The organism is Rhodococcus sp. NPDC058639 (assembly GCF_042717545.1).
Lineage (GTDB): Bacteria > Actinomycetota > Actinomycetes > Mycobacteriales > Mycobacteriaceae > Rhodococcus.
On the sequence record NZ_JBHXRF010000002.1, the window covers coordinates 329,820 to 343,912 of the forward strand.

Genomic DNA, 14,093 nt, shown 5'->3' on the forward strand with positions numbered 1-14,093 from the left:
GAAGGCCCGGTATCTACGGATACCGGGCCTTCGCCTTGTCGTCGTCCGTCCCACTCGCATACCGCCGGACGGTCCGATCCGGTTCGTGCCGCTATCGTGACACGACGGAACTTGTTCTAGGGTGCTCTACGCGGCCCGACGGCCAGGTGTCCGTCCGGTCCACGTCCGTTCGAACCAACCCGAGGTGGAATGTGCGCATAGCTCTGTTGTCGTACCGGAGCAAGCCGCACTGTGGGGGCCAAGGGGTCTACGTGCGGCATCTCAGCCGCGAACTCGTCGCGCAGGGTCACACGGTGGAGGTGTTTTCCGGTCAGCCTTATCCGGAACTCGATCCCGGGGTGACTCTCACCAAGGTCCCCAGTCTCGACCTCTATCGCGACGACGATCCGTTCCGGACTCCCCGTCCCGGTGAGTACCGCGATCTCATCGATGTCCTCGAGGTCGCGACGATGTGGACGGCGGGCTTCCCGGAACCCCGAACGTTCGGCCTGCGTGCTGCCCGGCTCCTGCGCACCCGGCTCGGCGACTTCGACGTCGTACACGACAACCAGTCGCTCGGATCGGGGCTGTTGAAGATCGCCGAGGACTTCCCGCTCGTCGCGACGATCCACCATCCGATCACCCGTGACCGCGAACTCGATCTTGCGTCGGCCGGCAGTTGGCGCCGGAAGCTCACCTTGCGCCGCTGGTACGGCTTTCTCCGCATGCAGGAGCGGGTGGCCCGGAAGATCGGCTCCCTGCTGACGGTGTCGGCGAACTCGGCCGACGACATCCGTGCGGCGTTCGGGATCGAGGCGGATCGGATCCACACGATCCCGCTCGGGGTGAACACGGAACTGTTCGCACCGCCGTCGACGCCCCGGGTCGCGGGCAGGATCGTGTGTGTCGCGAGCGCCGACGCTCCGCTCAAGGGAGTGCCGACGCTGCTCGAGGCCGTCGCGAAACTGCGAACCGAGCGTGAGGTCGAACTCGTCCTCGTCTCGAAACTGGCTCCGGGAGGGGCAACCGAGCGGCTCATGGACGCTCTTGCCATCGGTGACGTGGTGCGCACGGTCTCGGGAATCGAGGACGCCGAGCTGGCGGCACTGCTGGCATCTGCGGAGGTCGCGGCGGTTCCTTCGCTCTACGAGGGCTTTTCGCTGCCGGCAGTGGAAGCGATGTCGTGTGGTACACCGCTGGTGGCGAGTCGCGCCGGAGCGATCCCCGAGGTGGTGGGTGACGCGGGCGTCCTCGTGGCGCCGGGAGACGCAGCACAACTGGCGGGAGCGCTGGCCGGCCTGTTCGACGATCCCGGCGCACGGGATCGTCTCGGAGCGAAGGCCCGCGCGAGGGTGCTCGACCGGTACAGCTGGGCCGCGGTGGCTGCACAGACCGCGAGCGTGTACGAGCAGGCGATCGCCGCACGTGAAGGAAGGACCAACTGATGTTGACCGTCGACTTCGACCGGCTGGGGATCGAGCCCGGGCAGCGCGCCATCGATATCGGAGCAGGCGCCGGCCGGCACTCCTTCGAGTTGTATCGACGCGGCGTGGATGTGGTGGCGTTCGATCGCAGTGCCGACGACATGAAGGCGGTTGCCGACATGTTCGTCGCCATGGAACTCGAGGGCCAGGCCCCCGAGGGAACTCTCGCCCGCGCGGAGGTCGGTGACGCGCTCGCGCTCCCGTACGAGGACGCGTCGTTCGACATCGTTCTGATCTCGGAGGTCCTCGAGCACGTGCCCGAGGACGAACGCGCCATCGCCGAGCTCGTGCGGGTGCTCAAGCCGGGCGGAGTCGCCGCGGTGACGGTGCCGCGCTGGTTCCCCGAGAAGGTGTGCTGGGCGCTGTCCGACGCGTACCACGAAGTCGAGGGCGGGCACGTGCGCATCTACAAGGCAGACGAACTCGAGGCGAAGCTCACTGCCGCCGGTCTGAGGGTGTCGGGAACCGGGCACGCCCATGCCCTGCACGCTCCGTACTGGTGGCTCAAATGCGCTGTGGGCGTCGACAACAACGACAACCCGCTGACGAAGGCGTACCACCGGATGCTGGTGTGGGACCTGATGAAAGGTCCGTGGATCACGAGGACGGCGGAGAAGTTGCTCGACCCGGTCATCGGCAAGAGCGTCGTGTTCTACCTCCAAAAACCAGGTACTTCCGGTGCCGCCCAGTGATACCCGTGTGCCGGTGATTCCCTCCGTGCCGGGGGTGCTGTCCCAGGAACAGTGCCTCGCGACCGGGCGTGCCATCGCCCGGATGCAGGAGCCTTCCGGTGCGATTCCGTGGTTTCCGGGCGGCCACACCGATCCGTGGGACCACGTCGAGTCGGCGATGGCGCTGACCGTGACAGGCTTGCGCGACGAAGCCGATGCCGCGTTCCACTGGCTCCGGGACATGCAGCGGCCCGACGGGTCGTTGCCGGTCCGGTTCGATCGGGGAGTCGCCGAAAGCGAGGACGTCGACAGCAACTTCACCGCCTACATCGCGGTGGGAGTGTGGCACCACCATCTGGTCACCGGTGACCGCAACTTCGTCGAACACATGTGGCCGACGGTCCGGCGAGCACTCGATCTCGTCGTCGACATGCAACTCCCGGACGGTTCGATCTCCTGGGCCCGCGGCGCGGGAGGCATGTTCGACGAAGCATTGCTCACCGGGTGTTCGAGTATCCACCAGAGCCTGCAATGCGGAATGCGTCTCGCCGAGTTGGTCGGCGACCCGCAGCCGGAATGGGAAGTGGCGTCGTTCCGGTTGGGGCACACCGTGCGACGGCATCCCGAGGTGTTCACTCCCAAGCCGGAGTTCTCGATGGATTGGTACTACCCGATTCTCGGTGGTGCCGTCCGCGGACCCGACGCACACGAACGGATCCGGGAACGCTGGTCGGACTTCGTCGTCGACGGACTGGGAATTCGCTGCGTCGACCATCGCCCGTGGGTGACAGGCGCCGAGACCTGCGAACTGGTCCTCGCGCTGGACTGCCTGGGCGACAGTGCGCGTGCACACGAATTGTTCGCTGCCATGCAGCATCTCCGTGACCCCGACGGCTCGTACTGGACCGGCCTGGTCTACACCGACGGTAAACGCTGGCCGGTCGAGGTCAGTTCGTGGACCAGTGCGGCGGTGATCCTGGCTGCCGACGCACTGTCGCGGACGACACGGGGAAACGGGGTCTTCCGGGACGCGGCGGCACCCACGCATGCCGCCGGTGCCGACCGCTGCACGGAGAACTGCCCGGTCCTGGTCTGACGCCCGTCTCGCGGCGGTGTTCTAGTGACCGGGGAGGATTCCGACGGTTCCTCCTGTGCGTTCGAGCACGCGCAGCGTTCCCGTCGCCGGTATCTCGGTGAATTCCCCGCTCTCCAGTGCGCGACAGTAGATTTCGTACGGCGGCCTGCCGCCGTCCTTCGGGTCGGGGAAGACGTCGTGGATGATCAATGCGCCGCCGACCTCCACCCACGGTGACCATCCCTCGTAGTCGGCCTGGGCGGCGGCGCTGCTGTGTCCGCCGTCGATGAAGACGAAGCGTGCGGGCGTGCGCCAGAATGCCGCCACCCGAGGTGAATTGCCGATCACGGCCACGACGTGTGATTCGAGGTCCGCGTCGGCAAGTGTGTGCCGCAATCTTCCGGCGGTGTCGATGCGGCCGGTATGGTCGTCGACCAGCGCGGGATCGTGGTACTCCCAACCGGGCTGGTGTTCCTCGGAACCACGGTGGTGATCGATCGTGACGATGGTGCCCCCGGTCGATCGCGCCGCCGCGCCGAGGTAGACCGTCGACCGGCCACAATAGGTGCCGATCTCGACGCCGACCCCGTCGCCGAGGTAACGCAGAGCCACGTCGTGCAGCGCAGTTCCTTCGTCCTCCGGCATGAAACCCGGAGTGGCTTCGGCAAGTTCGACTACCTCACGGGGCAAGCTGGTGCGGGTCATCGGGGTTCTCCGTCCGTTCGCGAACTGCGGTGTCCGGTGCGCAACCTTACCGAGATGCTGCCTCAGCCGGAGGTGTGGGCCGCCAGGGTGAGACTGTCGAGGTCGCGGATCGCGGTGCACGCCCTGGCGACCATCGTTGCGAACATTCGATCACCACGGTCGGTGCGAGTGCCGTACGCGCAGCCGAATACAGCAACCAGAGGACCCTGGAGCATCGCGAAACGGTAGTCGTCCCAGCAGTCGGTCAGGCTGTATTTCTCGACTCCGTGACCGAGCAGTGCCCGGTGGTAGGTCGCCACGAGGTCGCACTCGTGCTCCCGCCGCAATTCGGGGGTCAGGGAGGTGCTCACGAAATAGGCGAGGTCGCGGGCGGGAAGCCCGATCGTGAGTGTCTGCCAATCCACTGCGGTCACGCCCGTGTCCGGCACCGCGGGAAACAGGAGGTTGTCGAGCCTGTAATCGCCGTGCACGAGTGCGAACCGCTCCGGTCGTGCACAGATCCACCGCTCCGTGACCTCGACGCAGTCGCGCAGCGTGGCGCGATCGCCACTCGAGACGTGTTCACCCAGATCATGCGCGAAGGTCTCCAGCGCCGGGCCGTAGAGTTCGGCGAGCACCCGCGCTTCGTCCTGGGTGGTCCGGCCGACCCACGACAATCCCAGGAGAGTGGGGTCGCACCAGCGGGGCCCGTGCAGACCTGCGAGGTTGCGTACCGCGTCGTGCGCCTGCGCCGGAGTGCAACCGGCGACCTGGTCGCCCTGCTGTGCGGGCGCGAGGTCTTCGAGCAGCAGCGTGAAATCGCCGCAGTCGCCGAGTGCGGCGTAATAGCAGACCGGCACGCGGACCGACACCGAGTCTGCGATGTCGGTGTAGAACCGGACTTCGCCACGGTAGGCGCCGGCCAGCATGGCTCGTGTTCCCGGATCGGCCACGGGAAGTTTGGCCACGATCGAGGCCGGAATCTCGTCGCCGGTCAGCGTGAGCCGCAGGCACCGTCCGATCTGGCCGGTACCGATCGGCTCGGACCGTACCGAGCGCACCGCGCTCCCGAGGGCAGCCCCCAACCGCTCCGGGGTCAGCTCGTCGACGTCGAGCATCAGGGCCGGTTCGGCCGGAGGCGAGGTCATCGGACGCTCCATCCGGGATTGGCGGGCAACCGCGAGTGGTTCTCGGGCATGCGTACTGTGCGCCATGCTGCCACCACGGGTGCGAGTTCCGCCGGGGTTGCACCGTGGAGAATCACGCTGTCGGCGCCCGCGTCGAACTGGTCCGCGATGCGCGCGGCGCAGTGTCCGGCGGTTCCGGTGGCAGATGCCGCGATCCATTCCTCGGGCAGGAGGGCGCGGAGGTGCCGCAGAACCGCGGGGCTGCCGGCCGCGTCGAACGGTCCACGGTGATCGCGTACCACGGGATCGTCGCGGAACCGCCGGAGCACGTCGGGATCCCACCCGTTGGCTCGCACCAGGACGTCGCCGTAGCCCTGCAGGTAGGTGGCGAGACGCCCGACCAGCATCCGTTCCTGCCGGTCTTCGGGGATCGAGTCCTCGACCGTCGCGAGGACCGACCAGACCCGCACGGACGCGGGGTCTCGTCCGGCCGCCGCAGCGGCGTCGCGGATGATCTTCACGGCACGAGCGACGGTGGCGTCTGTGAAGAAGGTGTGCAGGACGACGCCATCGGCGATTCGCCCGGCGAGGTCGAGGGTCCTGTCGCCGAGGGCGACCATGAGGATCGGAATGCGGTCGGACCCTTCGGAGATCCGCCGTAGATACGGAAACGATCCGGCGGGTCCGTCGTGCCCCGCGACCGCTTCTCCGTTCCACAGCGCGCGCAGGATTCCGGTTGCATCCTCCAGTCCGGCGGACGTGACGCGTGGCAGACCCATGAGATCGAAGAGCGCATCGAATCCGCGTCCCAGGCCGAAGGCGTACCGGCCCCCGCTCAATCGGTGCAGTGTCGTCGCCATTGTTGCCGTGACGAGGGGATGCCGGGTGTGAGGATTCGTTGCGGCGGTGCCGATTCCGATCGTCTCGCTCACCGCGGCGGCCGCACCGGCGAGCGCCGCGGCGTCCTTGGTGTCGAACCGCTCGGACAGAAACACCGCCCCGAACCCGAGTTGTTCACCGAGACGAACCTCGTCGAGCAGGTCGCGTGGTTCGGGGGAGTGCCCGGCGAGGCCGTAGAACCCGAGTTCCGGGAACTCGGGGGTCGCAGCGGCCCGGCCGGTGTCGCTCACGACCGGTTCGATGCGCGCCGCTTGTGCAGCACGCTCCCGATCGTCGAATCCAGTTTGGTGCCCAGGGGCCACCCCACGTAATGGCAGAGGAACAGCGCGATCTCCTTGAGTTGCTCCTCGTCCAGTTCCTCGTTGTGCAGAGCCGCACCGATCTGGATCTCGGCGACATCGGTGAGTCCTTGCGCGGTGAGGGCGCCCAGGAGCAACAGTCTGCGATCCCGGATGCTCAGTCCGGGCCGGGACCAGATGTCGGCGAAGAGGTGGTCCGCTGTCACCGCGAAGTGGTCACCCGGGCCGTCCTGCATCTCCCAGCCGTAGACCTTCGTCATCATCTCGAGCCCACGGCGGCGGGTGTCGTCGGTCATGCGTGCTCCTCGCTGGCGCAGGAATGTGCGGCGCTGCCGGTACCGACACCGAGTCCGGGCCCGAGCCCGGTCAATGCTCGTGTCGCGAGCGGCAATTCGACCCCGAGACGCTCACCGAGTTCGAGAGCGAGCGACAGGTCTTTTTCGCCGAGGTCGCGGACGTGCGAGAAGATCGGGTACCACGAATCATCCGTGTCGAGCCGGGATGTGCTGTCGCGCCACATGATGGCTCCGGCACCGCCGGTGATGGCATCGGTGTGGCGGACGACCTTGCCGAGTTCGGTGATATCGATCCCGGCTGCCTCCGCGAGCCGCGCAGCCTCGGTCGCGGCGGTGAAGGAGATGAAATGCAGAAGATTGCGTGCCAGTTTCATGCGCGTGCCGGCTCCCACCGGACCGGCGTGGATCACGACCTCGGCGAAATGCCCGAACGGTTCGGAGACCTTCGCGAACGCCTCGTCGGTCGCGCCAACCATGACGGCGAGCGTGCCGTTGCGGGCGCCGGGTGCACCGCCGCTGACCGGCGCGTCGACGAGGTCCACCCCGCGCTCGGCGCACTCGGCGGCGAGTTCGGTGGCGGTGGTGTCGGAGATCGTCGAATGCACCGCGATCACGGTTCCCGGTTGCGCGGTGGACAGAAGACCGTTCGGGCCGGCGACGACCTCGCGTACTTGTGCGTCGTCGAGCACGGTCACCGAGATCAGATCGCACGACGCACCGAGTTCAGCAGGGTCCGCTGCGGCGGACGCGCCCGCGTCGACGAACGGTGCGACGGCCTCGGCACGTGTGTCGAGCACGGTGAGCCCACCGGGACGGCCGAGAAGACGTTGCGCCATCGGTGCGCCCATGTTGCCGAGGCCGATGTACCCGATCCGGATGTTCTCGGGTGTGTTCACGAACGGATCACCTGTCCGCCGTCCACGTTGAAGATCTGGCCGGTCACCCAGCTCGCCTCGTCGGACAGCAGGAACAGGCACATGCCGACCAGGTCCTCGGGGGTGCCCATTCTCTTGAGCGGCAGGTGCTTGATCATGTCCGCGACCATCTTCGCGGGTGTGGTGCTGCGGGTCGCCTCGGTATCGATGGGGCCCGGTGCGATCGCGTTGATACGGATGTTCGACCCGCCCAGTTCCACCGCGAGTTGCTGGGTCAGTCCGTTGATTCCGACTTTGGCGAGCCCATAGAAGCCGGAGTACAACCATGCGGCGGTGGAGGATTGGTTGACGATCGACCCGCCGTGGGCCGTCATGTGCGGCCATACCGCGCGGGTGACGTTGAGGGCGCCGTCGAGGTTCACGCTCATGAACTTCTTGTAGTAGTCCCAGGGAACGGTGAGCAGTAGGTCGAGTTTCATGCCGCCGTAGATCGCGGCGTTGTTGACCACATGGTCGATGCGGCCGTACTTCTCGACGGTCGAGGCCGCGAGTGCCTCGGTGGATACCGGGTCGGATACGTCGACCGGCACGAACGTCGCGTTCCCGCCGTCGGTGACGATCTGCTTGGCGACCTGTTCGCCGAGTTCGGCTTCGAGATCGGCGACCACGACGTTCGCGCCTTCGGCCGCGAGCGCGCGGGCGTAGGCCTCACCGATGCCCTGTGCTGCGCCGGTGACGATCGCCGTGCGGTCCGTGAATCTGGCCATACTGTCGGTCCTTTCGATTCTGTGAGGGTGCGGCGATCAGCTCGCGGGCTCCGCGACCAGCTTGGTTTCCAGGTATTCCTCGAAGCCGGCGACGCCCATCTCCCGGCCGATTCCGGACTGCTTGTAGCCGCCGAACGGGGCATCGGCCGCGTACCAGATGCCGCCGTTGACGCCGAGGGTTCCGGTGCGCACGCCGGCGACGACACGGGCGATGCGCGCGGGGTCCGTGCCGTACACCGCGCCCGACAGGCCGTAGGGGGAGTCGTTGGCGATGCGCACCGCGTCGTCGTCCCCGTCGTGGGGAATCACGACGAGCACGGGACCGAAGATCTCTTCCTGCGCCGTCCGGGATCGGTTGTCGAGACCGGAGATCAGAGTGGGTTCGACGAAGAACCCGCGCGCGTGTTCGGCCGGCCGGCCGCCTCCGACCACGATCGTGCCGCCTTCTTCGACAGCGAGCCGGATATAGCTTTCGACGCGGGCACGCTGGCGCTCGGAGATCAACGGTCCGCAGACGGTACCGGGGTCGCGTGGGTCGCCCGGACGCAGACTGCGCATCGTCTTCGCCGTGGCGGCCACGGCTTCGTCGTACTTGTCGCGGGGGACGACGAGGCGGGTGGTGATGGCGCACCCCTGACCCGCGTGCGTGGACACGGTGAATGCGGCCATCGAGCAGGCGCTGCGCAGGTCCGCGTCGTCGAGCACGAGGAACGCCGATTTGCCGCCGAGTTCGAGGAACACCTTCTTGAGGGTGTCGGCGGCGGCCCGCATCACGGATCGGCCGGTCGCGGTGGAACCTGTGAACGAGATCAGGTCCACGCGCGGGTCCTCGGTGAGTTGTGCGCCCAGGCGATGATCGCTCGAGGTCACGATGTTGAGCGTTCCGGGCGGAAAGTCGGTTTCCTCGGCGAGGATCTTTCCGACCAGGGCCGCGCACCACGGGGTGTCGGGGGCGGGTTTGAGAACGACGGTATTTCCCGCGGCGAGCGCCGGCCCGATCTTGGCGAAGTTGATCTGGTGCGGGAAGTTCCACGGTGTGATCGCACCGACCACACCGGTGGGTTCTTTGAGCAGATAGCGATGCGTGGGGATACCCATGGGCGCTGCGTTGCCGAGATCCTGTTTCCACGAATAGTTCTCGGCGAGGTCGGCGAAAAAGAGCAGATCGTCGACGGGACCTTCGAGATGCGCGGCCGAGGTGAGGAAGCGTGGAGCCCCGACCTCGGCGATGGTGATCTCGCGCAGTTCCTCGATGTGTCCACGCAGCGCGTCGCGCAACTGCCGAAGGCACCGGGCACGGAACGCGTGGTCGCGCGACCAGTCGGTGTCGTCGAACGCCCGTCGTGCGGCCTCGATGGCGGCGTCCATGTCGGCGGAGGTGGCGTCGGCGGCCTTTCCGAGCAGTTCTTCGGTGCTCGGGTCGAACACCTCGAAGGTGCCGCCGCTGCCGGGTACGAGCTTTCCGTCGATCAGAAGTGTGGAGCTGTCGGTGGGGCGAAGTGTCATCGGACGTTCCCTCGGTTCTGGACAGGTGTCTGGACTATAGTTCGGGCAGTTGTACGACGCAATGGCCGAACGGGAGAACTTATGGGAGAGCCGAATTCGATCGGCCTGGCCGGCAAGGGCGTGATCGTGACCGGGTCGAGCCGGGGGATCGGCCGTGCCGTCGCGCAGCGGTTCGCGACGGAAGGTGCGGGTGTCGTGGTCAACGGCCGAGACCCCGGTGCGGTGGAGACGACCGTGGACGAGATGGTGGCAGCCGGGGCACGGGCGGTCGGCGTCGCGGGATCTGCCGCCGAACCGGGGGTCGCGGAACGCCTGCTCGACACCGCACTGGCCGAATTCGGGTCGGTGGCCGCGCTCGTCAACTGCGCCGGTACCGCGGAACCCGCCGGCTCGTCCATCCTCGACATCGACGACCGGCAGTGGCACGACCTGATCGACGCGCATCTCACGGGCACCTTCCGTACCTGCCGGGTCCTCGCTCCGTACTTCGTCGAACATGGCGGCGGTGCGATCGTCAACACGGGTTCGTTCGCATTTCTCGGCGACTACGGCGGGACGGGATACCCCGCGGGAAAAGGCGCGGTGAACAGCTTGACCATGGCGATCGCAGCCGAACTACGCGAGCACGACGTGCGCGCCAACGTCGTGTGCCCGGGAGCTCGCACACGCTTGTCCACGGGAGAGGACTACGCGCGGCAGCTCACGCGGCTGCACGAGCGGGGTCTGCTCGACGACGTGGCGTACGAGGCGTCTCGCAATCCGGCTCCGCCCGAGTACGTGGCACCCCTCTATGTGTTTCTCGCGAGTGCGCTGTCCTCGTCCACGGGCGGGATCTTCGCCGGGTCCGGATGTTTCGTCGGGCGGTTCGGCAAGCAAACGCCGGACCTGCTCGCCTGGCGCGACCATGAGACGTCTCCGCCGTGGACGCCGGAGGAGATCGCCGGGTTCGTCTAGTCCGGGTTCGTCCGGTACTGCCCGCGCCGCGGGGCGGTGATCAGAACACGCGGAGGCCGAGGCGGCGCCGCAGTCGCATATCCAGCAGGTAGGCCTGCCACGGCAGTCGCCACACCCACGGTGTCCACCGATGCATCGTGCGGAGGTTCGCCAGATAGCGATCGAATCTGCGCTGGTCCGCAAGGGTCCACTCGTAGTGCATGACGTCCCGGAACTCAGGAGGGAGTGCTCCGCGAGTGACGAATTCGAAGGAACGACCGAACACGCGGTGGATCAACCCGCCGACGCGTCCGAGCCGTACTTCGAGGAAGCTGAGTTCCGCCAGGTGGGTGAGGTAGGTGCGGACGTCGTCGTTCATCGAGATGCTGTCCACGCCTGCGCGCCAGAGTTCGTCGTACTCCTCCCGTGTGGTGGGCCAGGACTCCGGGCGAACGTTGAGGGTGGTGCCGAGACTCGCGCCGTCGCGCAGCACGTGCCGGAATTCGTCCTCGCTCAGCGGTCCGTGCAGCAATTCGTGTTGGTCGACGAAATACGCGAGCAGGCACACCGCGACCCACAACTGCAGCACGGGAGAGTTGGCGCTGTACGCAACGTGGGCTCCCGGAGTGGACGTGACCTGGGAGTGGATGCGTCGCACGGCTTCCCGGACATACGCACGATCGTCGTCGTTGCCGAAGGCCGCGACCGCCAGATAGGCGCCGGTGGTCCGGGCGCGTTTCACCGGATGCAGGTCGGCTCGACCGGAGTCCACCGTGCTGTCGAGGACACCTTGCCCCACACCCGGCAGGGACAACTGCATGATCACGTTCGCCACGTTGATCGTGCCGCCGAGCGGCGACACCAGATCTCCGAGGGAGCGGATGGTTGCCATGGGACCCTCCATCCGACGACGGCCGTATTCAGCCTACGGTTCGTTCAGCCCGTGTGCGGGCCCGCGACGGGAACTCCTGCCAGTACGCCCCGCACCACGGTGTCGTAGATCTGGTCGAGGTCCAGTTCGTCGCCGAGGAATCCGCTTCCCTCGAGGGTGGCGAAGCCGTGCAGCGCTGCGAACATGCTGATGGCGACCTCGAGCGACTCGGTCGCCGGGACACCGCACGAGGACAGCATGGTCCGCAGCGCGACGTTCGCGTCGAGTGCTGCACCGACGAGCGCGTCGCGATCGACCGGCGCCGCGGTCAAGGCGCGGTACAGGCGGGCGTGCTCGACTGCCCATGTCCGGTGAGCGTCGATCAGAGCACGCAGGCCGTCGATTCCGCTCCGGCCCATCGCCACCTCGCGCAGGTGGAGACCCAGATCGGTCATGGCGCGGACCTGGACAGCGGAACGCACGTCGTCGAGATTGCGGACGTGGTTGTACAACGAGGCTGCGACGATGCCGAGCCGAGCCGACAGGGTGCTCATCGTGAGTTGCTCCCAGCCGAGTTCCTCGACGATGTCGAGTGCGGTAGCGACAACTTTCTCGCGCGTGAGGGTGCGTCGCCGGACGGGCCGGGAATTGTCACGTGCCATGAAGTTATTCTAGGGGTCTTCCGCATCAAACGAAGATGTGTAGTTTGAGAGCCACACATATTCGTATATCCGGACGAGGGTAAGGGCATGACCACCTCCCGCTTCGATCTCAAGAACCCCGATCTCTACCTCGACGGGATTCCCCACGCGTACTTCTCCGAACTCCGCCGCGTCTGCCCGGTGCCGCGGCAGCCGGAAGAGGGGGGTGCCGGTTTCTGGGCCGTCACCCGGCACGCCGACGTCGTCGCCGTCTCCCGCGACAGCAGCACGTTCTCGTCGGCGCTGGGAACCACCCAGGTCGACGACTTCGACGAGGAAACGCGCCTCAAGCAGGCCGCGATGCTCCTCAATCTCGATCCTCCGGATCACACCCGCCTGCGGCAACTGGTCAGTCGTGGTTTCACGCCGCGGATGGTCAAGACGCTCGAGGCCCATATCCGAGAGGTGTGCGACCGGATCGTCGACGAGGTCATCGAAGCCGGACGGGACGACGCCGTCGTCGACTTCGTGCCGACGGTGGCGGCACCGCTGCCGCTCGAGGTGATCGCCGAGTTGCTCGGTGCACCCACCGAGGATGTCGGCAAACTCTACGAGTGGTCGAACCGGATGATCGGCTGGGACGACCCCGAATACGGGAGCACGCAGCAGGACGGTGAGCTCGCCGCGGCAGAGGTCTTCCTGTACGCCAACGAGATTGCCGCCCAACGCCGAGCCGCGCCACGCGACGACATCGTCTCCGCACTCGTTCGTCCCGACGAGAACGGGGACACGCTGTCCGAGGTGGAGTTCGACATGTTCTTCGTGCTGCTCGTGATCGCGGGCAACGAGACGACCCGCAACGCGATCACCGGCGGTATGCAAGCCTTCATCGACCATCCCGAGCAATGGCGCAGACTCCAGGATCGGCCCGAGTTGATCGACAGCGCGGTGGAGGAGATCCTGCGCTGGGTGAGTCCCGTGGTGGCGTTCCGTCGCACCCCCACCTGTCCGGCGTCGATCGGTGGCCAGGCGGTCGAGCGCGGCGACAAGGTGGTTGTGTACTACCCCAGCGCGAACCGCGACGAGGACGTGTTCGAGAACGCGCAGGTCTTCGATATCGGCCGGGAACACAACCCGCACGTCGCCTTCGGTGGCAGCGGGGTCCATTTCTGCGTCGGAGCGCATCTCGCGCGTCTGGAACTGCGGGTGATGTTCGAGACGCTGGCGGCGCGCCTCGACCGCGTCGAATCCGCTGGGCCGGTGCGTCGGCTGAGATCCAACTTCATCAACGGGGTCAAAACCATGCCCGTGCGGATCCACCCGCGCGGGTGACGAATTCGGTGCGTACGGCCGAGTATCGGCATTGCCGGACCCGACCTGCCGTAGTAATGTCCAGACACGTGTCCAGAAATGTGAATCTCGAATCGACTCGCCGCCGTCTGACCGAGAGGCAGGCCGATACGGTGCAGCGCCTCACACAGGCCGCGGTCGAGGTATTGCGCGAAGAGGGATTCGCAGGATTGACGGTCCGGATGGTTGCCTCCCGTGCGGGTGTCGCACCGGCGACCGCCTACACGTACTTCTCGTCGAAAGAGCATCTCGTCGCAGAGGTGTTCTGGCGGCGGCTCGCCACGGAGGCGGCACTCGAGCCGACGCCGGGGCAGGCCGACGGGAACCGAGCCGATCGCGTATCGGCAGTGCTCCGGGGGATCGCGCTGCTGATGGCCGGCGAACCGGAACTGGCGGCCGCGGTGACCAGTGCGCTGCTCGGCCAGGATCCGGACGTCGAGCATCTGCGGGCACGAATCGGTCTCGAGATCCGGGAGCGGCTCTCCGCCGCGCTCGGATCCGGCGCCGACCCCGACGAACTCGAAGCACTCGAACTGCTCTACGCCGGTGCCCTCGTGCGTGCCGGTATGGGTTACGGCACGTACGAAAAGCTCGCCGACAGGTTGGAAGTCTCAGCCCGACTTTTACTGGAGTGA

15 protein-coding genes are annotated in these 14,093 nt (G+C 66.9%); 6 read left to right on the forward strand and 9 right to left on the reverse strand.

Annotated features, from left to right (window positions below; translation table 11 throughout):
• Positions 1-191: 191 nt before the first annotated feature.
• From ACFWU2_RS04505 to ACFWU2_RS04515, 3 genes are read left to right on the forward strand one after another with little or no spacing between them, the layout of a single operon-like run.
• A complete protein-coding gene (locus tag ACFWU2_RS04505; protein ID WP_378601613.1) occupies positions 192-1,424 on the forward strand; it encodes a glycosyltransferase family 4 protein in 1,233 nt (410 codons plus the stop codon).
• A complete protein-coding gene (locus ACFWU2_RS04510; RefSeq protein WP_378601616.1) occupies positions 1,424-2,155 on the forward strand; it encodes a class I SAM-dependent methyltransferase in 732 nt (243 codons plus the stop codon). Before ACFWU2_RS04505 ends, ACFWU2_RS04510 begins: the two co-directional genes overlap by 1 nt.
• Before the next feature lie 7 nt (positions 2,156-2,162).
• Positions 2,163-3,230, forward strand: a complete 1,068-nt coding sequence (locus ACFWU2_RS04515; RefSeq protein WP_378602324.1) for a prenyltransferase — start codon at positions 2,163-2,165, stop codon at positions 3,228-3,230.
• A 21-nt stretch (positions 3,231-3,251) separates the two neighbouring features.
• Here the strand turns inward: ACFWU2_RS04515 and ACFWU2_RS04520 are convergent, their stop codons facing one another.
• From ACFWU2_RS04520 to ACFWU2_RS04550, 7 genes are all read right to left on the reverse strand, one after another.
• Complete coding sequence (locus ACFWU2_RS04520; RefSeq protein ID WP_378601618.1) at positions 3,252-3,914, reverse strand: class I SAM-dependent methyltransferase; 663 nt, start codon at positions 3,912-3,914, stop codon at positions 3,252-3,254.
• A 62-nt stretch (positions 3,915-3,976) separates the two neighbouring features.
• Positions 3,977-5,041, reverse strand: a complete 1,065-nt coding sequence (locus ACFWU2_RS04525) for a phosphotransferase (RefSeq protein WP_378601621.1) — start codon at positions 5,039-5,041, stop codon at positions 3,977-3,979.
• Entirely contained in the window at positions 5,038-6,150 is a 1,113-nt protein-coding gene (locus ACFWU2_RS04530; RefSeq protein ID WP_378601624.1) for a TIGR03857 family LLM class F420-dependent oxidoreductase, read from the reverse strand. The genes ACFWU2_RS04525 and ACFWU2_RS04530 overlap by 4 nt, the downstream gene beginning before the upstream one ends.
• Positions 6,147-6,515, reverse strand: a complete 369-nt coding sequence (locus tag ACFWU2_RS04535) for a carboxymuconolactone decarboxylase family protein (protein WP_169621254.1) — start codon at positions 6,513-6,515, stop codon at positions 6,147-6,149. Before ACFWU2_RS04535 ends, ACFWU2_RS04530 begins: the two co-directional genes overlap by 4 nt.
• Positions 6,512-7,411: an NAD(P)-dependent oxidoreductase gene (locus tag ACFWU2_RS04540; RefSeq protein ID WP_378601627.1), complete on the reverse strand. Its 900-nt coding sequence runs from the start codon at positions 7,409-7,411 to the stop codon at positions 6,512-6,514. Before ACFWU2_RS04540 ends, ACFWU2_RS04535 begins: the two co-directional genes overlap by 4 nt.
• A complete protein-coding gene (locus ACFWU2_RS04545) occupies positions 7,408-8,157 on the reverse strand; it encodes an SDR family oxidoreductase (RefSeq protein WP_378601630.1) in 750 nt (249 codons plus the stop codon). Before ACFWU2_RS04545 ends, ACFWU2_RS04540 begins: the two co-directional genes overlap by 4 nt.
• A 36-nt stretch (positions 8,158-8,193) precedes the next feature.
• On the reverse strand, positions 8,194-9,663 hold the full coding sequence (locus ACFWU2_RS04550; RefSeq protein WP_378601633.1) for an aldehyde dehydrogenase: 1,470 nt from the start codon (positions 9,661-9,663) through the stop codon (positions 8,194-8,196).
• Positions 9,664-9,744: 81 nt separating this feature from the next.
• Here ACFWU2_RS04550 and ACFWU2_RS04555 point away from each other — a divergent pair, with 81 nt between their 5' ends.
• Positions 9,745-10,617 carry an SDR family NAD(P)-dependent oxidoreductase gene (locus tag ACFWU2_RS04555; RefSeq protein ID WP_378601636.1) on the forward strand — a complete coding sequence of 291 codons (873 nt, stop codon included), beginning with the start codon at positions 9,745-9,747 and terminating at the stop codon, positions 10,615-10,617.
• A gap of 40 nt (positions 10,618-10,657) precedes the next feature.
• Here ACFWU2_RS04555 and ACFWU2_RS04560 read toward each other — a convergent pair whose 3' ends face one another.
• Together ACFWU2_RS04560 and ACFWU2_RS04565 are read right to left on the reverse strand one after the other, a co-directional pair.
• Positions 10,658-11,488, reverse strand: a complete 831-nt coding sequence (locus tag ACFWU2_RS04560) for an oxygenase MpaB family protein (RefSeq protein WP_378601639.1) — start codon at positions 11,486-11,488, stop codon at positions 10,658-10,660.
• A 44-nt stretch (positions 11,489-11,532) separates the two neighbouring features.
• Complete coding sequence (locus ACFWU2_RS04565) at positions 11,533-12,129, reverse strand: TetR/AcrR family transcriptional regulator (protein ID WP_378601642.1); 597 nt, start codon at positions 12,127-12,129, stop codon at positions 11,533-11,535.
• Positions 12,130-12,216: 87 nt separating this feature from the next.
• Between ACFWU2_RS04565 and ACFWU2_RS04570 the strand changes: the two genes are divergently transcribed.
• Positions 12,217-13,440 (forward strand): cytochrome P450, encoded by a 1,224-nt coding sequence (locus ACFWU2_RS04570; protein WP_378601645.1) that lies wholly within the window; start codon positions 12,217-12,219, stop codon positions 13,438-13,440.
• An 80-nt stretch (positions 13,441-13,520) separates the two neighbouring features.
• Positions 13,521-14,093 carry a TetR/AcrR family transcriptional regulator gene (locus tag ACFWU2_RS04575; RefSeq protein WP_378602327.1) on the forward strand — a complete coding sequence of 191 codons (573 nt, stop codon included), beginning with the start codon at positions 13,521-13,523 and terminating at the stop codon, positions 14,091-14,093.

Excerpts from the sequence above, each read along its gene's own strand:
- ACFWU2_RS04520 (WP_378601618.1), bottom strand. The coding sequence starts at position 3,914 with ATGACCCGCACCAGCTTGCCCCGTGAGGTAGTCGAACTTGCCGAAGCC.
- ACFWU2_RS04560 (WP_378601639.1), bottom strand. The coding sequence starts at position 11,488 with ATGGCAACCATCCGCTCCCTCGGAGATCTGGTGTCGCCGCTCGGCGGC.
- ACFWU2_RS04565 (WP_378601642.1), bottom strand. The coding sequence starts at position 12,129 with ATGGCACGTGACAATTCCCGGCCCGTCCGGCGACGCACCCTCACGCGC.
- ACFWU2_RS04555 (WP_378601636.1), top strand. The coding sequence starts at position 9,745 with ATGGGAGAGCCGAATTCGATCGGCCTGGCCGGCAAGGGCGTGATCGTG.
- ACFWU2_RS04550 (WP_378601633.1), bottom strand. The coding sequence starts at position 9,663 with ATGACACTTCGCCCCACCGACAGCTCCACACTTCTGATCGACGGAAAG.
- ACFWU2_RS04535 (WP_169621254.1), bottom strand. The coding sequence starts at position 6,515 with ATGACCGACGACACCCGCCGCCGTGGGCTCGAGATGATGACGAAGGTC.
- ACFWU2_RS04510 (WP_378601616.1), top strand. The coding sequence starts at position 1,424 with ATGTTGACCGTCGACTTCGACCGGCTGGGGATCGAGCCCGGGCAGCGC.
- ACFWU2_RS04525 (WP_378601621.1), bottom strand. The coding sequence starts at position 5,041 with ATGACCTCGCCTCCGGCCGAACCGGCCCTGATGCTCGACGTCGACGAG.
- ACFWU2_RS04545 (WP_378601630.1), bottom strand. The coding sequence starts at position 8,157 with ATGGCCAGATTCACGGACCGCACGGCGATCGTCACCGGCGCAGCACAG.
- ACFWU2_RS04570 (WP_378601645.1), top strand. The coding sequence starts at position 12,217 with ATGACCACCTCCCGCTTCGATCTCAAGAACCCCGATCTCTACCTCGAC.